Origin of the sequence: Candidatus Rhodoblastus alkanivorans (assembly GCF_022760755.1) — a bacterium.
GTDB classification, from domain to species: Bacteria; Pseudomonadota; Alphaproteobacteria; order Rhizobiales; family Beijerinckiaceae; genus Rhodoblastus; species Rhodoblastus alkanivorans.
In genome coordinates, this window is the sequence record NZ_JAIVFP010000001.1 from 2,959,710 (window position 1) to 2,984,085 (window position 24,376).

Genomic DNA, 24,376 nt, shown 5'->3' on the forward strand with positions numbered 1-24,376 from the left:
GGCCGCCCGAAGCCCGAAGCGCGGCCGGCGGCCGCACCGCAACTAATCGCCTTGTCGGAGCCAGGGCGAAATCATCAAGGAGAGGAAAGCCCATGAACAGCCATGTAAGTGTGAAGGACGAAGCCAGGCCGGCGAGCCCCTTCCTCCAGCGCGCCTGGTATGCGGCGGCGCTGTCGAGCGAAGTCGGCCCGACCGAATTGTTCCACCGCAAATTGCTGAATGTGAACGTGCTGATCTACCGCAAGCAGGACGGGACGCCGGTCGCGATGCGCGACCGCTGCCCGCACCGTTTCGCGCCGATGCATCTCGGCAAGCGCCAGGGCGACGAGGTGTCCTGCCTCTATCACGCCCTGCGCTTCAACAGCGAAGGCCAATGCGTGCATAATCCGCACGGCTCGGGCGCGATTCCCAAAGCGGCCAAGATCCGCGCTTATCCGCTCATCGAGAAATATGGCTATATCTGGATCTGGATGGCCGACGAGGACCCCGATCCTTCGCTTCTGCCTGACTATACTCCGCTGGAGGAGGGCCATCCCAACGGCGTCGCCCATACTTACATGTATATGAACGCCAATTACGAGCTGATCATCGACAATGTGATGGACCTCAGCCATATCGACCATGTTCATGGCGAGATCATCACCACGCGGGGCCAACTGTCGCCGGTCGTGCCCAAGGTCATCGAAGGCGAGCGCTCGATCAATGCCCGGTGGGAATGGAAGCAGACGCCGGCCATGCACATCTTCTCAAAATTCATGCCCGACACCGAGGCCGAGGCGCGGCAGTTCTTCGACATCACCTGGCGCCAGCCCGCCAATATCCAGCTTTCCGTCGGCGCCATCCAGGGGACGGGAAATCTCGATTTGAAGGATTGCGTCGGCCAGTACGACCTCCACACCACCACGCCCGAAACCGAGACCACGACCCATTACTGGTTTTCGACCCGGCGGAACCACATCGTGGAAGACGGCGAGTTCAACGCCTTCAAGATCAAGGCGATGCACGAGGCCTTCGTCACCGAGGATGGGCCGATCATCGAGGAGACCCAGAAGGAAATGGGCACGTCCGACTTCTTCTCGCTCAATCCCGTTCTGATGAGCAACGACGTCGCGCCGGTCAAGGTGCGCCGGCTGTTGCACAAGCTGATCGAGGCGGAACGCGGCGCCTGAACCGCGTCCCGCCCGGTCGGGGCGCCGCCCTGGCTCCCAGGGGGCGGCGCCCTTTTTCACGAACGGTTTGGATGGAATTGAAATTTCCGCCTCGGCGGCGACGCTGGGAATGCGTCACACAGGTTTTCGTCATGCCTCCAGATTTGACGCCGCGCGTCAGCTGAGGCCCAAGGGCGCCGCCCCTGCTTTCCCGCGCCTCGACGGAAACGAACAGGCGATGTGATAAAAATTTTTACCATTCCAGGTGTATTTCTCACCGACCCCGCCGGAGCCCGGCGCGCAGCCAGCCTGGTCGCTATCTACGTCATGCCTGGCTTTTGACGGATCTCCGCCACCAGCCATGAATGCGCCGGCCATTCTCTATGGGTCGCTCGCGCTTCCCTGCACAAGGAACATTGAATGCAACCGGCCATGGAACGAATTTCCACGGAGAACGGGTCATCGTTCATCGCAAGGAAAACACTCGCAAAACGGGCGAGACAGGCCTCGCGGCTCATTGTCGTGGAAAACTGAAATCATTCATCAATTGGACGAGGCGGCGATGGCGGAGTTCCGAACCGAAAGCGACAGTCTGGGCGAGGTCCGCGTTCCGGCGGACAAGCTCTGGGGCGCGCAAACCCAGCGTTCTCTTGAACATTTCAGCATCGGCCAGGATCTGATCCCGCGGGAGATGATCGCCTCTTACGCTATCCTGAAAAAAGCCGTCGCGATCGTGAATCACAACGAGAAGCGGCTCGGCGACGTCCAGCACAAGCTCATCGTCCAGACCTGCGACGAAATCCTCGCCGGACAGCACCACGATATGTTCCCGCTGCATGTCTGGATGACGGGCAGCGGCACCCAGTTCAACATGAACGTCAACGAGGTGATCTCCAACCGGTGCTGCCAGCTCGCCGGCTTGCCTCTGGGGGGCAAGACGCCGGTCCACCCGAACGATCACGTCAATATGGCGCAATCGTCCAACGATTCCTTCCCTTCGGCAATGTATATCGCGGCGGCGATCGGGGTGAAGCAGCGCCTTCTCCCCGCCGTTCAGACGCTGCACGACGCCATCGCGGCCAAGGCGGAGGCGTGGAAGGATATCGTCAAGATCGGCCGCACCCATATGCAGGACGCGACGCCCCTCACCCTTGGCCAGGAATGGTCGGGCTATGTGGGCATGCTGGCCGACGACATCGAGCGCATCGACGCGGCTCTTCCCGGCGTCTATCGCCTGGCGCTCGGCGGCACGGCGGTCGGCACCGGCCTCAATTCGTTCCCCGGCTTCGCCGAAGCGTCCGCGGCCGAAATCGCCGCGCTCACGGGACTGCCTTTCGTCACGGCGCCGAACAAATTCACCGTGCAGGGCGCGCATGACGCGCTGGTGCAACTCTCCGGCGCAATGCGCACGCTTGCCGTGTCGCTCTACAAGATCGCCAACGACATTCGTCTGATGTCCTGCGGGCCGCGCGCCGGTTTCGCCGAACTCGAAATCCCCGCCAACGAACCCGGCTCGTCGATCATGCCGGGCAAGGTCAATCCGACGCAATGCGAGGCCTTGGCCATGATCGCCGTCCAGGTGATGGCGAACGACGTCGCGGTCGGCTTCGGCGGCGCCAGCGGCTATCTCGAAATGAATGTGTACAAGCCGTTGATGATTTTCAACGTCATGCATTCCATCGCAATCATGACCGACGGCTGCGTCAATTTCGGGAAATATCTGGTCGAAGGCGCCCAGCCCAATCTCAAGAAAATCGAGGAATATGTCGAGCGCTCGCTGATGCTGGTCACCGCTTTGTCGCCGGTCGTCGGCTACGACAAGGCCTCCAAAATCGCGCACTTCGCGCTGGACCATGATCTCACGCTGAAGGCCGCGGCCCTGCAACTCGGCTATGTGAGCGAGGCCGAGTTCGACCGCGTCGTCGATCCCGCGAAAATGATCACGCCCTATGTGGCGACCGAATGACCAGAAGGGCCTCTTTGTCGAAGCGGTTCCGATAGGGGAAGGATAGCGTCATGAGCATGAACAAACGGGGCGTCGAGTTGCTCCACGATCCAACGCTCAACAAAACCACGGCCTATACGGAAGCCGAGCGGCAGGCGCTCGGACTCGTCGGACTCGTCCCGGACGTCACGGAATCGGAAGACCTCCAGCTCCAGCGGGTCATGCAGCACCTCGGGCACAAGACGACCGATCTCGATCGCTATATCTATCTGACCAATCTCCTCGACCACGACGAGACCCTTTTCTACCGCACGGTCATGTCCGATCCGGCGCGTTTCCTGCCGATCGTCTATGACCCCACGATCGGCGAAGCCTGCCTCAAGTTCGGCCACATCTTCCGCGGCCCGCGCGGCATGTATCTGTCGATCACGCGGCGCGGCCATGTCAAAGAGGTGCTGCGCAACTGGCCGGTCAAGGACGTGCGCTTCATCTGCGTCACCGATGGCGGGCGCATCCTGGGCCTCGGCGACCTCGGCGCCAACGGCATGGGCATTCCGATCGGCAAGCTCCAGCTCTATACCGCTTGCGCCGGCGTCCCGCCTCAGGGGCTGCTGCCGATGTATCTCGATGCGGGAACCAATAACGAGCAATATCTGCAAGACCCGCTCTACCTCGGCCTGCGCCGGCCGCGGCCGTCGACGGAGGAGCTCTTTTCCTTCGTCGATGAATTCGTCGAGGCGGTTCAAGAAGTCTTTCCCAAATGCTGCATCCATTTCGAGGACTGGACCGGCCGCGACGCCGTGCATCTGCTCGAACGCTATCGGGACAAATATTGCGTCTATAACGACGACGTGCAGGGCACGGCCGGCATTGTGCTCGCCGGCATGATCAACGCCGCGCGCCTCAAGGGGACGCAACTCAAGGACGAGACCTACCTTTTCCTCGGCGCGGGATCGGCCGGAATCGGCCTTGCCAATCTCCTCTGTTCGGCGCTCGTCCAGCAGGGCATGAGCCTCAAGGACGCGCAGGCCCGCGTGCATATGTTCGACGTCAACGGCCTGCTCGAGTCGAGCCGCACGGACCTCTACGATTTCCAGAAGCCCTATGCGCATCCCCATGCGCCGGACAAGAATTTCGTCTCCTGCATCAAGGACTTGAAGCCGACGACGATCATCGGCGTGAGCACGATCGGCGGCGCGTTCAATCAGGCTGTCGTCGAGGCGGTCAGTTCGGTCAACGAGCGCCCGGTGATCCTCGCGTTGTCGAACCCGACCGAGCATGCCGAATGCACCGCCGAGCAGGCCTACACATGGTCCAAGGGCAAGGCAATCTACGCCGCCGGCGTCCAGTTCATGCCGGTCCATTCGAACGGCCAGACGCTCCTGCCCGGCCAGGCGAACAATTTCTACATCTTCCCGGCGGTCGGCATGGCGATCTACGCCACAGAGGCCAAACGCGTCACCGACGAAATGTTCATCGAGGCGGCGGCGGCGGTCGCGGATCAGGTGCCGGGCGATCTGCTGAAACAGGGACTTCTCTACCCGCTGCAGTCGAACATTCTCGAAACCGAGATCAAGACCGCCGCGCGCGTCGCCAAGCTGGTGTTCGACAGCGGCCTCGCCCGGGTCGACCGCCCCGCCGACATGGAGGCGTTCATCCGCTCCCATGTCTACAAGCCGGAATATAAAAACCTGGCTTGAGGGGGTGCAGAGCCGCCAAGCGCGAAACCTGGTTCTCGCGGGCGTCGAATGCGGCGACCGCGACAGGCTCACGGCGGCGGCGGGCGCGTTCCTCGTCCGTCCGCCTCGCGATCGCTGTCCGCGCCGACGATGGCCAAGAGAGCGTCGAGCGCCGGCGAGGCGGGCGCGCGCCAGACCAGATGCGTTCGGCTGCGCGCCACGTCCCGCGGAAGGATGTGGCGCGTGACCTGATCCTTCGCCGCCAGGCTTTCCAGCACCGAAAGCGGCATCATCGCGACGCCGGCGCCGGCGGCGACGCAAGCCGCGATGGCGTGATAGGAGCCGAATTCGAGAATGCGCTCCGGCGCGATCGCTGCGCCGACGAGCCATTCCTCCAGCCGCCAGCGCCCCTTGCCGATCACGTCCATCGGCTACCGCGATTGGGCTTATCGGTGTTGATCAATGAGGCCTGGCGTCAAGGCGCTTTCTTCACCAGCGGCGGCGACAGCTTTCTGCCGTTCGACAAGTATCTTTTTCAGATAGTCGGAGGGCCAAGGAATGCAATTTGCCGCATCCGTTACAAGGTTCAACGATCCGAATTCCTTGAGCCTGATGAAATGGCATGCGTCGGGAACGGTCTTGTGAATGGCGCCCATGCCAAGAGCGGCCATGTTCCAGCTCCAGTCTTCATAGCCAATTTGTTGCACATGTTGCGTTTCGGCGTAAGGACACGCCAAAAGAAATTCCCGCCGCGCAAAACATAACGCCGACCATAAGTTTCTCTCAAGAAGCAACTCTAAGTTAAGATGATCCTTGTCCATATCCATGTTTTTTATTAAATGCTCCTCCCGACCGAACAACACGTCATATTCGGGATGCCACGCGATCGACCTTTTATCATTCTCTGCAGCGACGAAAGCCGCCGCGAGCCAATTGTTTGAAAACAAATCATCCGCGTCGAGAAAAGAGATCCATCGTCCACGGGCGCGACGAACGCCTTCGTTCCTGGAATGGCCGAGGTCGCCATAACCGACAGGAATCAAAGCCCAATCGCTGGGAACACGATTTTGGAAGAACTCGACCGTCTCCGCATTGGCGCGGTCGAGAACGACCAGGACTTCGACGGAAATTCCCTCCTTCTCGGCAGCGGCTTTTGCGAGTTCCAAGCTGCCGCAGGAAGGATTGGCCAACAATCCTTCATGGTGAGCGTTCAATATCACGGAAATATCCATGGCGCGCCGTCAGCTCAAAAATGACGGTTTGACTGAACATTCATTGAGATAGAATGTCCATGTATGGCGCAGGTCGAGGCGCTCGCGCATTTTCAGCAAACGCTTTCTCACCTTTTCGGGATTGTTTCTGATTTCTCTGAGCGCCTCAAGATAGGCGGCCGGGTTGCGGGCGTCCTCGATGAGCCAGCCCGTGTCCTCGTCGACGAGTTCTCCGATCCCACCAACATCCGAGGCGATGATGGGAAGCCCCGCCTTCGCCGCGGCGAAGAGCGCATCCGGCGATCCGCAGCAGGACGCCACATACAGGAATGCCCCGAACTTTCCTGCCGGGAGATCGTTATTGTTTGCGCAACTTCCCTTCACAGCGAAATTTTCGTTCGAGCAAGCTGCTTCCGTCAGCGTTTTCAGATATGCAGGCTTACCTAAACCATAAAATTCATAATACAAATTTTGATCGAGCTTTGCCAGTTCAACGAGAAATTCGACATTGGCCCGCTCACAAAGTCGCCCGACGGTCAGAACCGGAAAGCGCCGCCCTACGGGAGGCTCCTCATAGGCCAATGCTGTTGTTTCAGGACAGGTTGGATTTATGACTTTGAAACGATCGAGGAGCGTTGGCGGTATTGCAAATTTTGAACGCAACTCTCCGACAATATGCTCATTGTCTGCATACACTTGTTTTAAGTGCCTCAACGCATTGCGAAGATAACCGTTTACGAAACCGATTCCTCCATAGCCCTTGTCACAATCACCGAAGGAAACAGCCGCGTAAAGCTCACAAAAAGTCGAAATCGCTGCCCCCTTATACTTAAACAGCTCCCAACACGCTTCCGAATTGACGTTCAGCACGCTCTTCGGCTTGAGAGCGCGTATAAGCCAGGAAATGAGTTCGACACGATCACTCAAGCTCAAATTCCGATCGCATTCGGAAAGGTCCCTTATCTGGCTCCCGTCCACAAACCCGTCAGCGGCGCCTGCCCCTGAACCGTCCGTCACGACGACAAGAAATGAATCCGCTCCGTACAACGCGACCAGCGCGTTGGCGGCATGCGCCGCGGCGCGATCGGCCTCGCCAAGTCGCGGCGACGGAACGAAAATGATTCGATCAAAGGGGCGATCGAGCGTCGCAAAGAGGCGTTTCCAGGCTTCCGATACACTGTCATTGCGCGGCAAACGATTGCTGAAGGGCAATGTCAGAACGGAACGCTCAAGGTTGGCAAGGTCAGGGTCGAGGTGAGCGACGCCCGACAAAAATTTGATCGCAACCGCGTTATTCGGCGATGGCCCGCCTCTTTCGATGAAATGCAGGAGCGGATTGGCGCGCGCGTACGGGTCGGCGACGTTGCTCGCGGCATATCGCCTTGCGCTGAATCGACGGTTAGGATCACGTAATTCCCCTGCGCCAACCCGAATGTAATGCCCAAGCGGATCGAGATCCTCTGAAGCCGCATCCGGATAGTTTTCAAGATACCAGACGGGATCGAAAAGCTGCGACTGTTCGATCGTGTTTCGAATTTCCCGAAGACGGGCGTCGCGCGATCCACCGTTTTCGATGTAATGCAACAAGGGATTTGCAGCGGCCTCCGGCTCCCCCGCATGTTTCGCGGCGTAGTCGCGGGCATGGAACCAGAGGGACGGATCGCGCAGTTCCTTCCCGCCATGAAGAACGAAATGTTCCAGCGGATCCATATGCCCGCCGGCGACGTCGGGATATCTTTCCAGGTACCAGTTGGGATCGAAAAGCTCCGACTTTTCGATCGTATCCCGAATTTCCCGAAGACGGGCGTTACGGGATCCGCCGTTTTCGATGTAATGCAACAGGGGATTTGCAACGGCCTCCGGCTCCCCGGCATGTTTCGCGGCATAGTCGCGGGCATGGAACAAGAGGGATGGATCGCGCAATCCCTTCCCGCCATGAAGAACGAAATGCTCCAGCGGATCCATACGCCCGCCGGCGACGTCGGGATATCTTTCCAGATACCAGATGGGATCGAAAAGCTCCGACTTTTCGATCGTGGCTCGAATTTCCTGGAGACAGGCGTCACGCGACCCGCCGCCTTCGATGTAATGCAGCAAAGGATTTGCGGCTGCGTCCGCGTCTCCGGCATGTTTCGCGGCATAGCATCGGGAATGGAACAACGGCGAAGGATCGCGAAAATCCTTCGCGCCATGAAGAACAAAATGCTCCAGCGGCTCCAGCGGCCCTTCGGCGACATCGGGATATCTTTCAAGATACCAGGCGGGATCGAAAAGCCTCGACTTTTCGATCGTATCTCGAATTTCCCGAAGGCGGGCGTCGCGCGACCCGCCGTTTTCGATGTAATGCAGCAAAGGATTTGCGGCTGCGTCCGCGTCTCCGGCATGTTTCGCGGCATAGCATCGGGAATGGAACAACGGCGAAGGATCGCGAAAATCCTTCGCGCCATGAAGAACGAAATGCTCCAGCGGCTCCAGCGGCCCTTCGGCGACATCGGGATATCTTTCAAGATACCAGGCGGGATCGAAAAGCCTCGAATTTTCGATCGTATCTCGGATTTCCCGAAGGCGGGCGTCGCGCGACCCGCCGTTTTCGATGTAATGCAGCAAAGGACTTGCAGCGGCGCCCGGCTCCCCGGCATGTTTCGCGGCATAGTCCCTGGCATGGAAGAAGGGCGAAGGATCGCGAAAATCCTTCGCGCCATAAAGAACGAAATGCTCCAGCGGCTCCAGCGGCCCTTCGGCGACATCGGGATACCTTTCGAGATACCAGACGGGATCGAAAAGCTGCGACTGCGCGATCATGTCTCGAATTTCCCGGAGGCGAGCGTCGCGCGATCCGCCGTTCTTGATGTAATGAAACAGGGGATTTGCAGCGGCGTCGGAGTCGCCGGCATGTTTTTTGGCGTAGCAGCCGGCGCAAAAATAAGGGGACGGATCGCGCAACAGCGACGCCCCTTTCCGAAGAAAATGGCTGAGCGGATCGAGCCCGCCCCCGACCGCGTCGGGATACTTTTGCAAATACCAGTCCCGGTCGAATAGCCCGGATTTGAGAATGAGTCTCCGGGCAGAAAACACGAAACGGAATTTTTTCATCAAACGCCTGTCGATATTGAACCTTCCCTCTCGCCACCACGTTCAATATTGCATTCATTATTAAACTGTCCAGTTCCCTTCCAAACCCGGTCCAAAACGAAATTCGCAGCGACGAGCGTTCCGTACGCCCCGACTCAGGCAACAAATTCCGAATTCAGCCGTGATTGCGAGAACCAACGCGCTGAATCCATGCTTAATCCGCTCGATATGTTTGGCTCGGTCCAGCGCCAGCGGGACGTTCGCGGGTTATGTTCGTCGCAACCTTATCCCTTGCGGCGCCGCCGGCAGGGCCGGGTCCGACAATTTTTCGCGTCTCATTCCGGGTTTTCCGGTTCCGCCCTACACATCCGGGCTGGATTGGGCCGCATTTCCGCGTCATGATGCGGCGCAATGAAATCCATTCCGTATCGCATCCGGCAGGTCGAGGGCATCGACGCCATTCCGGCCTCGGCCTGGGACGCCTGCGCCAATCCGGCCGAGCCCGGCGAGGGCGCCGGCGAGCGCTTCAATCCCTTTCTAGCCCACGCCTTTCTCGCCGCGCTGGAAGAGACCGGCTGCGTGGGAAAAGGCACGGGCTGGTATCCCGCCCATATCATGGCCGAAGCGCCGGACGGAAAAATCGCCGCCTGCGCGCCTGTCTATTTCAAGACCCATTCGCTCGGCGAATATGTCTTCGACCAGGGCCTCGCCGACGCCTACCAGCGCGCCGGCGGGAGCTATTATCCCAAGGCGCAGGTCGCGACGCCCTTCACGCCGGTGCAGGGGCGTCGGCTGCTGGTCGCCGCCGACGCCCCGCCCGGCGCGCGCGAGGCTTTGCTCACCGGCCTGCGCGCCCTGCCCGAAGCGGCGGGCGTCTCCTCGCTGCATGTCACTTTCCCCGACGCCGCCGACCAGGCTTTTTTCGCCGAAGCGGGGATGATCCAGCGCAAGGGTCAGCAGTTTCATTTCTTCAATCGCGGCTACCAGAATTTCGACGATTTTCTCGCCGCTTTGTCGTCGCGCAAACGCAAGGCGATCCGCAAGGAGCGCGCCGAGGCGATCGCTCACGGCGTCGAAATCGAAAAGGTCACGGGAAAAGACCTGACCGAGGCGCATTGGGACGCTTTTTTCGACTTCTACACCGACACCAGCGCGCGCAAATGGGGCCGCCCCTATCTCACTCGCGCCTTCTTCTCGAAAATCAGCGCGGCGCTCGCCGACCGCATCCTGCTCGTGATCGCCCGGCGCGAAGGCCGGCTGATCGCCGGCGCGCTCAATCTCATCGGCGACGACGCGCTTTACGGCCGCAACTGGGGCGCGATCGAGCATCACCCCTGCCTGCATTTCGAGCTGTGCTATTATCAGGCGATCGAATTCGCCATAGAGCGCGGATTGAAGCGGGTGGAAGCCGGGGCGCAGGGCGAGCATAAATTCGCGCGCGGCTATGAGGCGATTCCGACTTTTTCCGCCCACGAATTCGCCGATCCCCGCCTCGCCGCCGCGGCGCAAGATTATTTCGCCCGCGAGGCCCGCGCCGTGGACGCCCTGATCGCCGAATATGGCGAGAACGGGCCATTCAAAAAGGAATGACGCGGCGCTTGACCCCAAGCCCGCGCTTGGGCAGTTTCCGGCGGGAACAACTCCCGCAGGAGCCGCTCATGACCGCCTATGACCCCAACAATATTTTCGCGAAAATCCTGCGCGGCGAAATTCCCTGCGAAAATGTCTATGAGGACGAGGACACTCTCGCCTTCATGGATGTCATGCCGCAATCCGCCGGCCATGTCCTGGTGATCCCCAAGCTCGGCGCCCGCAATATTCTCGACGTTCCGCCCGAGGTTCTCTCCACCCTCATTCTCCGGGTCCAGAAACTCGCCCGCGCCGCCAAGGACGGCATGGGCGCCGACGGAGTCACCGTGACGCAGTTCAACGAGTCGGCCAGCGGTCAAAGCGTCTTTCACATCCATTTCCATGTGATTCCGCGCTGGGAAGGCATCGGCCTGCGCCCGCACGCCGGCGGCGGAATGGCCGATCCCGCTCTTCTCAAGGCCCATGCCGACAAGATCCGCGCCGCGCTTGCCGCCGATTCCTGATTTTCACTTTCCCAACAGCCACACGGCGAGGATGAGCGTCGCCTCGCCGGCGACGATCATTGCGAAGACCGAGCGGCGCGCGGCGAAAAAGGCGGCCGCCCCGGCCCCGATGGCGCCGAGGCGGACCCAAGCGGGCGCGACCGACAGCTCCGGATTCGGCGCAAAGACGATCTTGGCCACCACGCCGACCAGCAGCGCCGTCGCCACGCTGCGCACGAACAGAAAGACTTCGGATTCCTCGTCGATCCGCCGCGCGATCAAGACCGCCAGCGCCCGCCAGATTTCGCTCGGCAGGAATCCGATCACCACCAGCGCCAGATAAGGCGCCGAAGCGGGCTCGCCGGAAAATAGGGTCATGCCGCCCGCCGCGCCTTGAAGCCCGCGAACCAGGCCGCGCCTCCGCCGACCAGCGCCAGAACCAGAAGGTCGAAGCCGCCGCCGACATAGGCCATGGTGAGGGGCGCGAGAAGCGCGCCGAACAGAATGGCGAGCCAGTCGGCGCCGGAACGCGCCGCGCGCGCCGTGGTCGCCAGAAAATAGATCGGCGACAGCATCATCAGCCCTGCCCCCAGGGGCTTCGGCAGCGAGCCCATCAGCCAGAAGCCCAGCGCCGTCGAAAACGCCGTCAGCCCCATGCAGGTCAGCGCCAGTCCGAAGAAAAACGGCTTGCGCGCCGGGCGCTCCATATCGGGCAGCCGGCGCAAGGACTCCGCCCAGACCGTGACCGCAACGAAATGGGCGGCGGCGAACATGGTCGGCAGCCGCGTCTTCTTTTCCCGCAGCATCGGCAGGACGGAAAGGCACATCGGCAGCAGGCGCACGGAAGAAAGGCTCACGGCGAGAGCGATCGCCGGCGGCGCGGTCTTGGCGGCGGCCGCGCCGAAAAAGAGCAGTTGCGCCGGCCCAGCCCAGAGCAGAATTGTGGAGAGCGCCGCCGCGCCGACGGGAAAGCCCGCCGCCCGCGCCAGCGAGCCGACGCCCATCAGCGAGAGCGCGACATAAAAGGCGGGACCGCTCAGCGCCAGACGTACGCCCGCGAAAAAGGCGCCGCGCGCGGCGGGCATTCCGGACAAGCTCACATTTCCGCCATTTGCTCCAGACGCGGCACGTCGAGCAGACGGACGCCGTCGGGCACGATAACGATCAACTTCTCCCGCGCCATGCGGGTGATCATGCGGCTGACCGTCTCGACCGTCAGGCCGAGATAATCGCCGATGTCGAGACGGGTCATCGGCAGCGGCACATGGACCGAGGCGCCATGGATGCGCGCATAGCGATTGCGCATCCCGATCAGGAAGGAGGCGATCTTCTCTTCGGCCGTGCGGCGTCCGAGCACGACCATCTGGTCCTGCGCCAAAGTCAGCTCATGCGCCGCCATGTTCATCATGGCGCGCGTCAGACGCGGCTTCTCGTCGAGCAGGTCGGAAAAACCCACCCGTGAAAACTGGCAGATCTTGACCGGCGTCAGCGCGTCGGCGGTGAATAATTGGGTCGGCTGCATGGCCAGGCCGAGAAAATCGCCGGGCAGAGCGAATCCGACGACTTGCCGGCGGCCGTCGGGCAAAAGTTTCGACAGGCGCAGCGCGCCCGAGGTGATGTTGGAGACGAAGGGCGCCTCGCGGCCCTGTTCGAACAAGGTCGCCTTCGCCGGAAAGGACAGTGTGCGGCCGATGCGCTCCAGCAGCTCGAATTCGTCCGGCTCAAGCGACTCGCAGACGCTCAGGCCCTTGATCTCACAATCGGAACATTCGAGGCCAAAACCCGGCGCCGCCTTCGGCGCACATGCGAAATTTCTGGGACTGGTTTCCGCGCGCCCGAAGACCGTATCGAAAAGAACCTTTTCGGCCAAGGTTTCCAAAATCAACTCCCTTTCGGCCCGGACTGACGCAATTCACCCCGCACTCCGGCGCAAAACATAGCACGCCCGCCGGGCAGGACAAAGGCTTTGATCTTCATCAAGGACAAGCGAAAATGCGTTGCTTCGCAGAGGTTTCACGCCAAAGTCCGGGCGCCGCCGGCGCGCCTTGCCCTCGCCCGCCGCATCGCCTATTGCTTGGCTTGCCGCCACCCCGCCCGCGAATCCCGGTCTCAGATAGCCGAATGTTAGAACGGAAGATGAGCGAATCCTCAATGCACGGGCGCCGTTTCGAGCGGATCAATTTCCTCGCGGCGGACACGCCGGAGGCCGCGCACGCACGCGCGAGGCTCGTGGGACGCTACGGCGACGTCCATTCCGACGAGGCCGACGTGGTCGTGGCGCTCGGCGGCGACGGCCTGATGCTTCAGACGCTGCACCGCTTCATGGGCCGCAACGTTCCGATCTACGGCATGAATCGCGGCTCGGTCGGCTTTTTGATGAACGAATATCGTGAGACCGGCCTGCGCAAGAGGCTCGCCGCGGCGCAAAGCTCGATCATCCATCCCCTCATCATGGTCGCGGAAAGCCAGGCCGGCAAAAAGGCGACCGCCCACGCCATCAATGAGGTTTCTTTGCTGCGCCAGAGCGCCCAGGCGGCCAAGCTGCGGGTTTTCGTCGATGGCCATGTGCGGCTGGAGGAGCTGGTGGCGGACGGCGTGCTGGTTTCGACGCCCGCCGGCTCGACCGCTTACAACCTTTCGGCCAACGGCCCGATCCTGCCGCTCGGCGCGCCGCTGATGGCGCTGACGCCGATTTCCGCTTTCCGGCCCAGGCGCTGGCGCGGCGCCCTGCTTTCCGACAAGGTGGAAGTGCTGATCGAGGTTCTGGAAGCCGCGAAACGCCCGGTCGCGGCGGTGGCGGATCATTACGAATTCCGCGACGTGGTGTGGGTGCGGGTCACCACTGATCATTCGGTGGGGCTGGAGCTGCTGCACGATCCCGGTCATTCGATGGAAGAGCGCATCCTTCGCGAACAGTTCCGGCCCTGAAGTGGTGAGGAAATGTCCATGTCGCACGACAAGATCCCCGCCCCGCGCGGGCTCGACGAAAAAATCCTCGCGGACGAAAAATATTCCTTCTCCCGGCTGACCTACGAGATTCGCCGCGCCGACGGGCGCTGGGAGAAGCATGAGCGCAATCTGTTCCGTCGCCCCGACGCCTGCGTCCTCCTGCCCTATGATTGCGCGCGGGGAAAAGTGCTGTTGACGCGGCAGTTCCGCCTCGGCGCTTTCATGAACGACGAGACGCCCGGACTGCTCGAAGCCTGCGCCGGCACGCTCGATCCCGGCGAATCGCCCGACGCCTGCATGAGGCGTGAGGCGATGGAGGAAATGGGCCTGAAAGTCGGCGAATTGCGCTTCCTGTTCGAGGCTTTCGTCAGCCCTGCCGCCTCCACCGAAAAGCTTTATTTCTTCGCCGCCCCCTATGGCCCCGAGGCGCGCGTCGGCGACGGCGGCGGCATGGAGGAGGAAGGCGAGGAGATCGAAGTGGTCGAAGCCGCCTTCGTCGAAGTTTTGCGCGAGGCGGAAGCCGGCGCGATCCGCGACGGCAAGACGCTGACCTTGCTCTATTGGCTCAAAGGCGCCGGCTTGATGGCTTAAGCCGCCATCAATTCCTTTTCCAGCGCGACGAGATCGACGACGATATCGGTGTCTGCGAGCGGCTCGGTCATCGGCTCGACCTTGCCCTGCGGCTGAAGAGCCGGCGCCGCGTCCGGTCCGGCGATGCTGACCGGCGGCGCGGCCCATTCGGCCGGCTCCGCGCGCAGGCGGGCGAGAGTCCTACGGCTGGCCTCGCGTGCGGCGTCAGCCTCGAAACGGCGCAGCAGCGCGATCAGCCGGGCGAGCCCGTCGTCATGCGCCGCCTCGCATTCGGCCAGCACCTTTTCGATCACCGGCAGGCGCAGGCCGCCGTCTTCCAGGATTTCACCCGGCGCGCCACGCGAATATCCGGTCAGCGCGGCGAGAGCGGCGCGGAAGGCGAGCAGCAGGGGTTGAGGCAGGCCCGCCCTGGCGTAAAGCGCGTCGAAGGCGGTCGAGGCCGGCTCGCGGATGATTCCTTCGACCCGGCGCGGGATCAGCCCGGTCAGCTCGACGAGTGTGGCGACGAACAGGCCGGTCTGGCCGCACAGCAGGGCGCGCAGGGCGAGCCCGGCGGTGAGCTGGCCGGAGACGCGAAGATAAGCCGCGAGCGCCGCCGTTTCCTCCGAAAAGGCGGCGCATCCCGCGGCGATGATCATGGCGGCGCGTTCGCGCGAATCCTTGGCCACCCGCTCGGAGCGCGCCGGCGAGAGCCAGTTCCGCGCGACGGCGTGCCGGGCGAGCTGTCGCGCGGCGGCGTCGGCGATGGCCGCGCGCACGGCGCCGGGAATCCAGGGCCGACCGAGCAAAGCCTCGCGCAATTCGGCGTCGTCGCCGAAACGCTCGATCATCCGGCGCATCGCGAATTCCGGCAGATTGGCGCCCTCGTTCACGGCAAGGGCGATCAGGGCCTCGCGCGTGGCGATCTCGGCCAGAGCCGCGCCGACGGCGGGAGAAAGTTCGTGACGCAGGGCGATAGCCGCCTGCGCGACCGAATCGCCGACCGCGGCACAGTCGATGAGCTGGGCGTCGTTCAGCAGCGGCGAGCGCGCGAGCACGAGCGAGGCAATGTCGGATTGGTCGAGCGCAAGGCCGAGAACCACGGCCGGCGGCGCGTCCAGCGCGCCGGCGAAGCTCTCGGCGAGCGCGCGGCGCACCAGCGGCGAGGGATCGTCGAGCACGCCATAAAGCATCTGCTCGGCCTCGGCGCGCTCATTCGCCTTTATCTCGCCGTAAAGATACGCCCGCGCCAGGGTCCCGACCCCCTCGGCGCGGGCGCTGGCCGGCGCATTTTCAGACCATTGGATGAATTTGCGAACGATCATGCGCGTCTCGCGGAGCTTAAGCGCAGCCGCCCTCGCGGCCTGGTTAACGCAGGATCGCCAAACAAGGTAAACTTTCACTTAATCGTCATCTTGATTCGCGACGTCCCGCCCGGGAAACCTGGACATGCGCTCCATTCTCGTCGTTCCCGCCGCAAGTCCGTCCTTCGCGGCGGCGTTGGCCAGCGAGGCCGACGCGTTCGCAATCGATCTCGCCGTCCCCGGCGACGCGCAGGCGGCGCGCCGGGCCGCGACGGAAATGCTGGCTGCCGCCAAGGCGGCCGGGAAGATTCGGCTTGCCATGATCCACCCGCTCGCGACCGGCCTCGCGGACGCCGATCTCGACGCCGTCATGACGGCGGCGCCGGACGGAATCGTCCTGCCCGACGCGACAGGAGGGCGAGACGTCCAGCATCTCGGCGCCAAGCTCGCGGTGCGCGAGGCCGAGAACGACCTCGCCGACGGCTCGACCAGGATTTTGGCGCTCGCCGCCGATTCCCCCGCCGCGATTTTCGAACTTGGCTCGCTCGCCCGCGCCGCCCGCCGGCTCATCGGGATCGGCCGCGACGAGCGCCGGCTCTGCGAGCGACTCGGCCTCGCATGGCCGCTGGTCGGAGACGAGCCCGAGCCCCTGCGCGTCGCCCGCGGGCTCGTCGTGCTGGCGGCGGCGGCGGCGGGCGCGCCCGCCTTCGACAGCGCCGAGCCGGGCGAAGGCGAGGCCTACGCGCGCGCCTGCGCCCGCGCCGCGCGCGACGGTTTTTCGGGCAAATTCGCTTTGACGCCCGATCAGGCGCTGCGGATCAACGCTGCCTTCGCGGGCGTCAGAAGGTCGTGATCAGCCTGTCGAGGTCGGGCCGGGTCCGGTCCTCGGGGGCATTATCGACCCGCCCGATATAGATGAAGCCGGCGATCCGCTCCTGGTCGGCAAGGCCGAAGCGCGCCAGAACATTGCGGTCATAGGCATACCATTCTGTGAGCCAGGCGGTGCGAAAACCCATGGCGCTGGCGGCGACGGTCAGAGCCATGCAGACCGCGCCCGCCGACAATTCCTGCTCCCATTCCGGGACTTTGACATGGGGCGCGGCGCGCGACACAACGGCTATGACGAGCGGCGCGCGGGCGAATCGGCCGCGCTCCTGTTCGAGGCGCTGGGATTCGGCGGAAGGCTCGCGGCCGGCGAAGACCTCGGCGAGGATTTCGCCGGCGCGGGCGCGGCCCTCGCCTTCGAAAACGATGAAGCGCCAGGGGGCGAGCTTGCCGTGATCCGGCACCCGCGCGGCGAGGGTGAGCAGCGTGCGCAGTTCTTCGGCGCTGGGGCCGGGGCCGCGCATCTGGATCGGCGGAGCGGAGCGGCGTGCGGCGAGGAGCTTTATGGCGGCGTCATTCATGGAAACATCCCGGGATTTTGCCGCACAAAGCCCTAAAAGCGCCGCTTTGTAAACCGATGGCGAGGAACGTAAACGGGAGAAGATTGTTGCCGCGCGCTTCAGGGAAAAGTGCAAAAGGTCGGATACATGCGCTTCGCGTGCTGTTTTTCCTGGCCTTTCCGACCGTCGCCTTCCCGGCCGTGTCTTGGGCGCGGGCGCCGGCCCTTTCCCCGATCCAGACGCCGCCGCGGATCGTCGCGGCGATCGCGGGCGGATCAGGGACGCCAGCGCAGGACAGCCAGCAGCCCCGCGTCGCGGTCACGTTCAACGCGGTTTTCGCCCCCGGCGACATCCAGGCGATCGGCTCGGGTCTGAAATGGCGGGTGTTCGACGCCCGCCCCGATGCCGATGGCGGGCATGCGCTGATCGCGGAATCGAGCGACGCGGCGCCGAACTTTCAGCTGCCCGACGGCGATTACATCGTCCACGCCGCCTGCGGCCTCGCCGGCGCCGACAAGCGGTTCGCGGTCAATGGAGCGCCGGTGGATGAGAGGCTGGTCATGCACGCCGGCGCCCTGAAGATCGAGGGCCAGCTCGGCGATACGACGATTCCGGCGTCGCACCTCAACATCATGGTCTATCTGCCAGACCGCGACGATCCCGAAGCCAAGCTGATCATTCCCAATCTCAAGGCCGGCGAGCCGGAATGCCTGCCCGAAGGCGCCTATCACATCGTCTCGCGCCTGATGGACGTCGCGCCGGGCTCGACCGTCCCGACCAATTCGACCGTCAACGCCGATCTGCGCGTGCAGGCCGGCAAGCTGACCGACGGCGTCCTGCGCCATCGCGCCGCCACCATGACGCTGAAACTGGTCAATGCGCACGGCGGCGAGGCGCTCGCCAACACCAGCTTTTCGGTGCTGACGCCGGGCGGCGACGTGATCCGCGAAATGATCGGCGCCTTCCCCTCGCTCGTCCTCGCCGAGGGCGAATATGTCGCGATCGCCCGCCACGAAAACAAGACCTATCAGGCGAGTTTCAGGGTCGTCGCCAATCAGGACCGCGACGTGGACGTGCTGACCAGCCAGCCCGCGCAGTAAACTCGCGCGAGCGGTCGGCGCATGCCGGAGCGAGCGCCAAAAGAAACTTGAGCGAGCGGTCGGCGCATGCCGGAGCAAACGCCAAAAGAAACTTGAGTGAGCGGTCGGCGCATGCCGGAGCAAACGCCAAAGGAAACCTGCGTGAGCGGGTCGGCGTATGCCGGAGCAAAGGCCAAAGGAAACCTGCGCGAGGGCCGGCGGCTTTCGACATGGAATTTGGCGCTTGCCTCCACCTTGGCCGATGCTTCACATTGGCCTCCGGGAGTGGAATCCATGCGCCTTCATCAATATGCCGCCATCGCCCTTGTCGCGACCCTGGTTCCTTCGGCGGCCATTGCGGCCGGCGACGCGGAACATGGCAAGATCATCGCCAAGCGCTGGTGCGCCGCCTGCCACGTCGTCTCGGCCGGCCAGAAGCGGGCCAGCGCCGACGTGCCGAGCTTTTTCTATGTCGCCCGGCACAAGAGCAACCTCGATGTCAGCTCCTTCCTCACCGACCCGCATCCGAAAATGCCGGACATGAGCCTCACCCGCCAGGAAATCGCCGACCTGACCGCCTATATCCGCTCGCTGGCGCCGCGGGACGGCGACAAATAAAGGCGGCGGTCCGGGAAATCGCAGCTCAAGGCGACGGCGGCAGCTTTCCGAGCCATGGGATCGCGACTTTCGCGAAATCGGCGAAAGCGTTCAGATGCCCGTCCCCGCCGAGAAGCTTGAGCGCCTTCGGCTGGTTGGCCAGATCGAACAAAGCCGTGCCCTGTCTCACCGGCACGACCTTATCGGCGGTTCCGTGCCCGATCAGCAGGGGGCAATGGACGTTCGGCATTCTTGACGCATTATCGTAGCTGTCCTTGACGAGCAGTTCGACCGGCAGCCAAGGATGTTCGTGCTGGGTGATCTTGTTGATGGACAGAAAGGGCGCAAGGAGCATGAGCCCGGCCACGGGATATTCGGTCGCGAGCTTCACGGCGACGCCAGTGCCAAGGGAATAGCCGAACAGCACCATCTGCTTCGGCTCGACACCCTGGGATTGCAGCGCCCGAACAAAAGCCCGCCCGTCCTGGTAAAGCCCCTGTTCGGACGGGGTTCCGGGTTCGCCGCTATAGCCTCGAAACTCAACCAGCAGGACGCCATAGCCGGATCGGACGAAAGGCGTCGTCATCCGCGCCGCTTTCACCAGGCCATCGCCGCTGCCGTGAAAAAACAGAAGCGTGTAAGGCTTTGCAGTCGCCGGAGCATACCAGCCGCGAAGGGCAAGCCCGCCCCGCGTGACGGCGCGGACCTCGCGCATGCCACGCGCCGCCTCGACATCGCCGGGCGGAACATATTGGGCCGGCGGGTCATAGAGCGAAGGCGTCACGCGGGCGTGTATCTCGAACGCCCCCGCGCCGAGCGCCAACAGGCCGAAACCCGCTGCAATCAGAAGGCCGAGTCGGGGGGCGGCGCGCATTTTTTCTCCTGACCAAATGCCCTTCAGAGGCGGGAAAGGCGACCGCCCGGTCAAGGCGACGGATTGCCGCGAATCTGATGGATGGCGTCGATGCGGCGCGCGATTTCGCGATCGAGTTTGTGCGGGGCGTCGAGGATGAGCTTGAGCTGGTCGAGCGTCGTCGCGCCGATAATATTGGCGGTGACAAAGGGCCGCGAGGTGACAAAAGCCAGAGCGAGATGAACCGGGTGCAGGCCGAACTCCCGCGCCAGCCCCATGTAATCCTCGATCGCCTCATCCACGCCCGGCTTCTGATAGCGTTGGGCGCGAGCGAACAAAGTGAAGCGCGCGCCCTCGGGCCGCGCGCCATGCAGATATTTGCCGGTGAGAACCCCCTGGCCGAGCGGCGAATAAGCCAGCAGCCCGACCTGTTCGCGGAAGGCGAATTCCGCGAGGCCGATCTCGAACTGGCGGTTGAGCAGGTTATAGGCGTTCTGGATGGAGACGAGACGTGGGCCCGCGCCGGCCTCGGCGCCGCGCAGAAACTGGCCGACGCCCCAGGGCGTCTCGTTCGACACGCCGAAATGACGGATTTTGCCCTGTTTCACCAATTCGCCGAGAGCGGAAAGCGTCTCCTCGAAACTGACGCCGTCCGGGCCGCCATGATCGCGATAGCTGTTGGAGAGGTCCTGGAACAGGTCCATCGGCCGGTCGGGCCAGTGAAGCTGGTAGAGGTCGATATAGTCGGTTTGCAGCCGCTTCAGCGAGTTCTCGACAGCGTAAAAGATGTTCTTGCGGTCGAGCCGCGCCGTTTCGCCATTGCGATACCAATGCGCCGTGCTGCGCCCGACAATCTTGGTGGCGAGCACGATTTTTTCGCGATTTCCTCTGGCGCGAAGCCATTTGCCAATGATGGTCTCGGTCGCGCCATAGGTTTCCGCGCGCGGCGGGATGGCGTAAAGCTCAGCGGTGTCTAAGAAATTCACGCCCTTCGCCACCGCGTAATCCATTTGCGCGAAAGCGTCGGCCTCGCCGGTCTGCTCGCCATAGGTCATGGTGCCGAGGCATATTTCAGAGACGCGCAGATCGGTGCGGCCAAGCGGACGTTGTTGCATTCTCAAACTCCTTTGGGGCGGCCAAGCATAAGCTTTTTGCGGCGCGAAAAAAGATTTGCCGCGCAAGCCGCGGTTTGCGCTCATGCTCGCGTGCGCCTTAAAACCCGAAATGCAGCCGCGCCTGGCGCAGGCAGGCGGTGAAGCCGGTCAAATCGCCGCAGCCCGGCAGCGAGACGTCGGGGCGCACGACGCGGCGGCCTTGCGCCTTCAAGGCGCCGTCGAGCATGAGATTGTCGGCATTGCCGAAATTCTCGATCAGCAGCCCCCTTGCATCGCAATAGTCGCCGTCTGGCGCGCCGTGGACGCCATGGGCCGCCGCAACGCGGTCGAACAGGGGCGCCGCATGATTGCTGTAGGCGAAGACGGGCTTGCCGAGCGCGGCGAAAAAGCCAAGCTCGAAAGCCGTTCCCGGATCGGCGTTGACCCCGCGAAAGGGCGAAAGGTTGAAAATCCCGGCGTCGGCATCGCGCATCAGCGCGACATTGCCGGCAAAGATTTTCGCATCCGCCGTCTCGCCCGGCGCGGCGTGATCCTGGTCGAGCGGATAGAGCCCGACGAAGCCGAATTCCTCGCACAGGATTTTCTTGCGCAGGCCGATCTCGCGGGCGTTGGGCAGGAAGACTTCAGGACCGGCGAGGTAGATTTTGGGGATGGGCATCAAACGCGCGTACGCTCCCGATCGACGAGACGGGGAATCACGCGCGAGTCTACTTGGCCAGCCGCCGCAAAGCCAAACCTCACGCGTTGTTTTCCGCCGTGAAGCTCGGGATGACGCTGCATCAGTTGGAAGGCGGCATTGACGTTGGCGTCCATGAAGCGGCGATCCGAAGCGCCAGCGGGCGCCCGCTCCGGTCACGATGAGTTGATCGTCCCCGGGGTGAAAAACGACGTCAGAATAGACAGTTAAGAATCGGCCTGTCCGTTCGTCCCAATGACGCGGGGAACTTTCCCCACGGCGGGAGGCGTCTGTCCGACGGAGCTTGGGACCGCAGGTTCGATGATTCCGATGCGAAGGAGGATGCAATGTCCCGCAAACCAAGTTCCATACTGGCCCTTGCCGCAGGTTTGACTTTCGCCGCGGCGGCCGCCGCGATACCGCTGATGCCGAGCCAGATCAGCGGATTTGGCCCCGGCGCGCACAGCGACGCCAGCTTGAACGCCAATCTCGGCGTGCTGCATCAGGTCATCGCGTGGGACAATTCGGCCGACGCCCATACCTACCGACTGGCGCAGAGCCTGCCGGATCGGGGAACGACTTTCACCCGCGTCGCGCTGGCGACCATCCCGACAGGCGCCAACTGACAGGCTCATAGGGTAAATCCAGCGCCGTAAGGCGGGGGAGTCGCCTCAACGCGGATCGCTTCGGAAATGCGCGGCTTTACTGACGGCGTTGAAGCCGATGCCCTGGCCCTTCACCCTACCCTCTCCCCGATGCGGGGAGAGGGTAGCGCCCTTCACGCCCCGCGCATATCCGGCGGCGTCCCTTCCAGCGTCAGCGAAGCCAGAGCCTCGTCGAGTGTCGCAAAGGTCTGCGCCTGCGAGCCGAGGCGGCGGATGGAGACGGTGCGGTCCGCCGCCTCCTTGCGGCCGACCACCAGCAGCACCGGGATCTTGGCGAGCGACAATTCGCGCACCTTGTAATTGATCTTCTCGTTGCGCAGGTCGGTCTCGACGCGCAGGCCCTTCTTGCGGGCGAGCGCGGCGATTTCGAGCGCGAAATCGTCGGCGTCGGAGGTGATGGTGCAGATCGTCGCCTGGACCGGCGACAGCCACAACGGCAGGTGGCCGGCGAAATGCTCGATCAATATGCCGGTAAAACGCTCCAGCGAGCCGAAAATGGCGCGATGGATCATGACCGGGGTCTGCTTTTCGGAATCCTGACCGATATAGAAGGCGCCGAAGCGGCCCGGCAGGTTGAAATCGACCTGGGTCGTGCCGCATTGCCATTCGCGGCCGATGGCGTCGCGCAAGGTATATTCGAGTTTTGGGCCGTAAAAGGCGCCCTCGCCCGGATTGATCCCGGTTTTCACGCCCTGCGCGGCCAGCAGGTCGAGCACCTTATGCAAGGCCGCTTCCGCCTTGTCCCAGCCTTCGTCCCCGCCGACGCGCTTTTCCGGCCGGGTCGAGAGTTTCACGACAATATCGTCAAAACCGAAATCCTTGTAGATGGTCATGACCATGTCGTTGATCTTCATGGCTTCCGCCATGATCTGATCTTCGGTGCAGAAGATATGGGCGTCGTCCTGGGTGAAGGCGCGCACCCGCATCATGCCGTGGATCGCGCCCGAGGGTTCGTAGCGATGCACGATGCCGAATTCCGCAATCTTCATAGGGAGATCGCGGTAGGACTTCAGACCGTTCTTAAAGATCTGCACATGGCCGGGGCAGTTCATCGGCTTCAGTGCGAAAACCCGTTCATCTTCCGTCTTGGTGATGAACATATTCTCGCGATAGGTCTGCCAATGGCCTGAAGTCTCCCACAAAGCGCGGTCGAGCACCTGGGGCGTATTGACCTCGATATAGCCCGCTTCCTGCTGGCGGCGGCGCATGAAGGAAATCAGGGTCTGGAACAGGGTCCAGCCCTTGGGGTGCCAGAAGATCGTGCCCGGCCCCTCCTCCTGGAAATGGAACAGGTCCATCTCGCGGCCCAGGCGGCGATGATCGCGGCGCTCGGCCTCCTCGATCTGCTTCAGGTAAGCGTCGAGGTCTTCCTGTCTGGCGAAGGCGGTGGCGTAGATGCGCTGGAGCATCGGTTTTGTGGAATCGCCGCGCCAATAGGCGCCCGCCACCTTCATCAGCTTGAAGGCGTTGCCGATCTTGCCGGTCGAGGGCATGTGCGGGCCGCGGCACAGGTCGAGCCATTCGCCCTGGCGATAGACCGAAATCTTCTGGTCGGCCGGGATCGTCTCGACCAGTTCGACCTTGAAGGCCTCGCCCTGTTTTTCGAAATAATTCACGGCCTCGTCGCGGGTCCATTCCTCGCGCACGATCGGCTTGTCGGCGGCGACGATCTCCCGCATCTTCCTTTCGATCGCCGCGAAATCCTCGGGGGTGAAGGGCTCGGCGCGGTAGAAATCGTAATAAAAGCCGTTCTCGATCACCGGGCCGATGGTGACCTGCGTGCCGGGATAAATCGCCTGGACGGCGTCGGCCAGCACATGGGCGGCGTCGTGGCGGATCAGTTCGAGCGCGCGGGGATCGTCCCGGTTCAGGAATTCGACCTGGGCGTCGGCGTGAATGGGGGTCGCGACGTCCACCATATTGCCGTCGAGCATCATGGCGACGGTCTTCCTCGCCAGCGAGGGGGAAATGGCCTTCGCGATATCGAGGCCGGAAACGCCTGCGTCATAGGCGCGCGAGGCGCCGTCGGGGAAAGTCACATTGATCATGTCATTCT

General features: G+C 62.9%; 23 protein-coding genes. 11 read left to right on the top strand and 12 right to left on the bottom strand.

Features of this window, described 5'->3' with window-relative positions; genetic code table 11:
• Nucleotides 1–92: 92 nt before the first annotated feature.
• The 3 genes from K2U94_RS13635 to K2U94_RS13645 all read left to right on the top strand — a co-directional run bounded on the left by K2U94_RS13635 (nucleotide 93) and on the right by K2U94_RS13645 (nucleotide 4,793).
• Nucleotides 93–1,169, top strand: coding sequence for an aromatic ring-hydroxylating oxygenase subunit alpha (locus K2U94_RS13635; protein ID WP_243067730.1), 1,077 nt, complete (start codon nucleotides 93–95; stop codon nucleotides 1,167–1,169).
• 541 nt (nucleotides 1,170–1,710) lie between these two features.
• The gene (fumC, locus tag K2U94_RS13640) at nucleotides 1,711–3,114 is read left to right on the top strand and encodes a class II fumarate hydratase (protein ID WP_243067731.1); all 1,404 of its coding nucleotides are present in this window, start codon (nucleotides 1,711–1,713) and stop codon (nucleotides 3,112–3,114) included.
• 50 nt (nucleotides 3,115–3,164) lie between these two features.
• Nucleotides 3,165–4,793, top strand: coding sequence for an NAD-dependent malic enzyme (locus K2U94_RS13645; RefSeq protein WP_243067732.1), 1,629 nt, complete (start codon nucleotides 3,165–3,167; stop codon nucleotides 4,791–4,793).
• A 68-nt stretch (nucleotides 4,794–4,861) separates the two neighbouring features.
• Here K2U94_RS13645 and K2U94_RS13650 read toward each other — a convergent pair whose 3' ends face one another.
• The 3 genes from K2U94_RS13650 to K2U94_RS13660 are packed head-to-tail and all read right to left on the bottom strand — an operon-like array spanning nucleotide 4,862 to nucleotide 8,590.
• Nucleotides 4,862–5,200 (bottom strand): LysR substrate-binding domain-containing protein, encoded by a 339-nt coding sequence (locus K2U94_RS13650; protein ID WP_272884864.1) that lies wholly within the window; start codon nucleotides 5,198–5,200, stop codon nucleotides 4,862–4,864.
• A gap of 18 nt (nucleotides 5,201–5,218) precedes the next feature.
• Nucleotides 5,219–6,004 (bottom strand): glycosyltransferase family A protein, encoded by a 786-nt coding sequence (locus K2U94_RS13655; protein WP_243067733.1) that lies wholly within the window; start codon nucleotides 6,002–6,004, stop codon nucleotides 5,219–5,221.
• A gap of 9 nt (nucleotides 6,005–6,013) precedes the next feature.
• Nucleotides 6,014–8,590: a glycosyltransferase gene (locus K2U94_RS13660; protein ID WP_243067734.1), complete on the bottom strand. Its 2,577-nt coding sequence runs from the start codon at nucleotides 8,588–8,590 to the stop codon at nucleotides 6,014–6,016.
• Between the two features lie 876 nt (nucleotides 8,591–9,466).
• On the opposite strand from K2U94_RS13660, the gene K2U94_RS13665 reads away from it, so the two are divergent.
• On the top strand, nucleotides 9,467–10,645 hold the full coding sequence (locus tag K2U94_RS13665) for a GNAT family N-acetyltransferase (RefSeq protein WP_243067735.1): 1,179 nt from the start codon (nucleotides 9,467–9,469) through the stop codon (nucleotides 10,643–10,645).
• A 68-nt stretch (nucleotides 10,646–10,713) separates the two neighbouring features.
• The gene (locus tag K2U94_RS13670) at nucleotides 10,714–11,148 is read left to right on the top strand and encodes an HIT family protein (RefSeq protein WP_243067736.1); all 435 of its coding nucleotides are present in this window, start codon (nucleotides 10,714–10,716) and stop codon (nucleotides 11,146–11,148) included.
• Between the two features lie 3 nt (nucleotides 11,149–11,151).
• Here K2U94_RS13670 and K2U94_RS13675 read toward each other — a convergent pair whose 3' ends face one another.
• From K2U94_RS13675 to K2U94_RS13685, 3 genes are read right to left on the bottom strand one after another with little or no spacing between them, the layout of a single operon-like run.
• The gene (locus tag K2U94_RS13675) at nucleotides 11,152–11,505 is read right to left on the bottom strand and encodes an AzlD domain-containing protein (RefSeq protein WP_243067737.1); all 354 of its coding nucleotides are present in this window, start codon (nucleotides 11,503–11,505) and stop codon (nucleotides 11,152–11,154) included.
• A complete protein-coding gene (locus K2U94_RS13680) occupies nucleotides 11,502–12,212 on the bottom strand; it encodes an AzlC family ABC transporter permease (RefSeq protein ID WP_243068877.1) in 711 nt (236 codons plus the stop codon). The genes K2U94_RS13675 and K2U94_RS13680 overlap by 4 nt, the downstream gene beginning before the upstream one ends.
• A gap of 11 nt (nucleotides 12,213–12,223) precedes the next feature.
• Nucleotides 12,224–13,006 carry a Crp/Fnr family transcriptional regulator gene (locus K2U94_RS13685; protein ID WP_243067738.1) on the bottom strand — a complete coding sequence of 261 codons (783 nt, stop codon included), beginning with the start codon at nucleotides 13,004–13,006 and terminating at the stop codon, nucleotides 12,224–12,226.
• Nucleotides 13,007–13,263: 257 nt separating this feature from the next.
• Between K2U94_RS13685 and K2U94_RS13690 the strand changes: the two genes are divergently transcribed.
• Both K2U94_RS13690 and K2U94_RS13695 read left to right on the top strand, forming a co-directional pair.
• Nucleotides 13,264–14,055: an NAD kinase gene (locus K2U94_RS13690; RefSeq protein WP_243067739.1), complete on the top strand. Its 792-nt coding sequence runs from the start codon at nucleotides 13,264–13,266 to the stop codon at nucleotides 14,053–14,055.
• An 18-nt stretch (nucleotides 14,056–14,073) separates the two neighbouring features.
• Nucleotides 14,074–14,667: an NUDIX domain-containing protein gene (locus K2U94_RS13695; RefSeq protein ID WP_243067740.1), complete on the top strand. Its 594-nt coding sequence runs from the start codon at nucleotides 14,074–14,076 to the stop codon at nucleotides 14,665–14,667.
• Here the strand turns inward: K2U94_RS13695 and K2U94_RS13700 are convergent.
• Nucleotides 14,664–15,971, bottom strand: a complete 1,308-nt coding sequence (locus K2U94_RS13700; protein ID WP_243067741.1) for a DUF2336 domain-containing protein — start codon at nucleotides 15,969–15,971, stop codon at nucleotides 14,664–14,666. The two genes, K2U94_RS13695 and K2U94_RS13700, sit on opposite strands and share 4 nt — an antisense overlap.
• Nucleotides 15,972–16,095: 124 nt before the next feature.
• Here K2U94_RS13700 and K2U94_RS13705 point away from each other — a divergent pair, with 124 nt between their 5' ends.
• Nucleotides 16,096–16,803 (top strand): aldolase/citrate lyase family protein, encoded by a 708-nt coding sequence (locus tag K2U94_RS13705; protein WP_243067742.1) that lies wholly within the window; start codon nucleotides 16,096–16,098, stop codon nucleotides 16,801–16,803.
• On the opposite strand, the gene K2U94_RS13710 is transcribed toward K2U94_RS13705, so the two are convergent.
• Nucleotides 16,790–17,356 (bottom strand): nitroreductase family protein, encoded by a 567-nt coding sequence (locus K2U94_RS13710; RefSeq protein ID WP_243067743.1) that lies wholly within the window; start codon nucleotides 17,354–17,356, stop codon nucleotides 16,790–16,792. The genes K2U94_RS13705 and K2U94_RS13710 overlap by 14 nt on opposite strands.
• Before the next feature lie 137 nt (nucleotides 17,357–17,493).
• On the opposite strand from K2U94_RS13710, the gene K2U94_RS13715 reads away from it, so the two are divergent.
• Complete coding sequence (locus K2U94_RS13715; protein ID WP_243067744.1) at nucleotides 17,494–18,435, top strand: hypothetical protein; 942 nt, start codon at nucleotides 17,494–17,496, stop codon at nucleotides 18,433–18,435.
• Nucleotides 18,436–18,708: 273 nt separating this feature from the next.
• Nucleotides 18,709–19,032, top strand: a complete 324-nt coding sequence (locus K2U94_RS13720; protein WP_243067745.1) for a c-type cytochrome — start codon at nucleotides 18,709–18,711, stop codon at nucleotides 19,030–19,032.
• Nucleotides 19,033–19,057: 25 nt separating this feature from the next.
• Here the strand turns inward: K2U94_RS13720 and K2U94_RS13725 are convergent, their stop codons facing one another.
• The 3 genes from K2U94_RS13725 to K2U94_RS13735 all read right to left on the bottom strand — a co-directional run bounded on the left by K2U94_RS13725 (nucleotide 19,058) and on the right by K2U94_RS13735 (nucleotide 21,637).
• Nucleotides 19,058–19,885, bottom strand: coding sequence for an alpha/beta hydrolase (locus K2U94_RS13725; RefSeq protein WP_243067746.1), 828 nt, complete (start codon nucleotides 19,883–19,885; stop codon nucleotides 19,058–19,060).
• A 50-nt stretch (nucleotides 19,886–19,935) separates the two neighbouring features.
• Nucleotides 19,936–20,979: an aldo/keto reductase gene (locus K2U94_RS13730; RefSeq protein WP_243067747.1), complete on the bottom strand. Its 1,044-nt coding sequence runs from the start codon at nucleotides 20,977–20,979 to the stop codon at nucleotides 19,936–19,938.
• Between the two features lie 97 nt (nucleotides 20,980–21,076).
• Nucleotides 21,077–21,637: a nucleoside 2-deoxyribosyltransferase gene (locus K2U94_RS13735; protein WP_243067748.1), complete on the bottom strand. Its 561-nt coding sequence runs from the start codon at nucleotides 21,635–21,637 to the stop codon at nucleotides 21,077–21,079.
• Between the two features lie 365 nt (nucleotides 21,638–22,002).
• On the opposite strand from K2U94_RS13735, the gene K2U94_RS13740 reads away from it, so the two are divergent.
• Nucleotides 22,003–22,281, top strand: coding sequence for a hypothetical protein (locus K2U94_RS13740; RefSeq protein ID WP_243067749.1), 279 nt, complete (start codon nucleotides 22,003–22,005; stop codon nucleotides 22,279–22,281).
• A gap of 152 nt (nucleotides 22,282–22,433) precedes the next feature.
• Here K2U94_RS13740 and thrS read toward each other — a convergent pair whose 3' ends face one another.
• Nucleotides 22,434–24,368, bottom strand: coding sequence for a threonine--tRNA ligase (gene thrS, locus K2U94_RS13745; protein WP_243067750.1), 1,935 nt, complete (start codon nucleotides 24,366–24,368; stop codon nucleotides 22,434–22,436).
• Between the last annotated feature and the right edge of the window lie 8 nt (nucleotides 24,369–24,376).

What these genes read in the sequence shown, in the direction of transcription:
- K2U94_RS13740 (WP_243067749.1), top strand. Translation starts at nt 22,003, where the DNA reads ATGTCCCGCAAACCAAGTTCCATACTGGCCCTTGCCGCAGGTTTGACT.
- K2U94_RS13735 (WP_243067748.1), bottom strand. Translation starts at nt 21,637, where the DNA reads ATGCCCATCCCCAAAATCTACCTCGCCGGTCCTGAAGTCTTCCTGCCC.
- thrS (WP_243067750.1), bottom strand. Translation starts at nt 24,368, where the DNA reads ATGATCAATGTGACTTTCCCCGACGGCGCCTCGCGCGCCTATGACGCA.
- K2U94_RS13645 (WP_243067732.1), top strand. Translation starts at nt 3,165, where the DNA reads ATGAGCATGAACAAACGGGGCGTCGAGTTGCTCCACGATCCAACGCTC.
- K2U94_RS13680 (WP_243068877.1), bottom strand. Translation starts at nt 12,212, where the DNA reads ATGCCCGCCGCGCGCGGCGCCTTTTTCGCGGGCGTACGTCTGGCGCTG.
- K2U94_RS13675 (WP_243067737.1), bottom strand. Translation starts at nt 11,505, where the DNA reads ATGACCCTATTTTCCGGCGAGCCCGCTTCGGCGCCTTATCTGGCGCTG.
- K2U94_RS13670 (WP_243067736.1), top strand. Translation starts at nt 10,714, where the DNA reads ATGACCGCCTATGACCCCAACAATATTTTCGCGAAAATCCTGCGCGGC.
- K2U94_RS13665 (WP_243067735.1), top strand. Translation starts at nt 9,467, where the DNA reads ATGAAATCCATTCCGTATCGCATCCGGCAGGTCGAGGGCATCGACGCC.
- K2U94_RS13635 (WP_243067730.1), top strand. Translation starts at nt 93, where the DNA reads ATGAACAGCCATGTAAGTGTGAAGGACGAAGCCAGGCCGGCGAGCCCC.
- K2U94_RS13695 (WP_243067740.1), top strand. Translation starts at nt 14,074, where the DNA reads ATGTCGCACGACAAGATCCCCGCCCCGCGCGGGCTCGACGAAAAAATC.
- K2U94_RS13725 (WP_243067746.1), bottom strand. Translation starts at nt 19,885, where the DNA reads ATGCGCGCCGCCCCCCGACTCGGCCTTCTGATTGCAGCGGGTTTCGGC.
- K2U94_RS13650 (WP_272884864.1), bottom strand. Translation starts at nt 5,200, where the DNA reads ATGGACGTGATCGGCAAGGGGCGCTGGCGGCTGGAGGAATGGCTCGTC.
- K2U94_RS13700 (WP_243067741.1), bottom strand. Translation starts at nt 15,971, where the DNA reads ATGATCGTTCGCAAATTCATCCAATGGTCTGAAAATGCGCCGGCCAGC.
- K2U94_RS13690 (WP_243067739.1), top strand. Translation starts at nt 13,264, where the DNA reads ATGAGCGAATCCTCAATGCACGGGCGCCGTTTCGAGCGGATCAATTTC.
- K2U94_RS13705 (WP_243067742.1), top strand. Translation starts at nt 16,096, where the DNA reads ATGCGCTCCATTCTCGTCGTTCCCGCCGCAAGTCCGTCCTTCGCGGCG.
- K2U94_RS13730 (WP_243067747.1), bottom strand. Translation starts at nt 20,979, where the DNA reads ATGCAACAACGTCCGCTTGGCCGCACCGATCTGCGCGTCTCTGAAATA.
- K2U94_RS13720 (WP_243067745.1), top strand. Translation starts at nt 18,709, where the DNA reads ATGCGCCTTCATCAATATGCCGCCATCGCCCTTGTCGCGACCCTGGTT.
- K2U94_RS13655 (WP_243067733.1), bottom strand. Translation starts at nt 6,004, where the DNA reads ATGGATATTTCCGTGATATTGAACGCTCACCATGAAGGATTGTTGGCC.
- K2U94_RS13710 (WP_243067743.1), bottom strand. Translation starts at nt 17,356, where the DNA reads ATGAATGACGCCGCCATAAAGCTCCTCGCCGCACGCCGCTCCGCTCCG.
- fumC (WP_243067731.1), top strand. Translation starts at nt 1,711, where the DNA reads ATGGCGGAGTTCCGAACCGAAAGCGACAGTCTGGGCGAGGTCCGCGTT.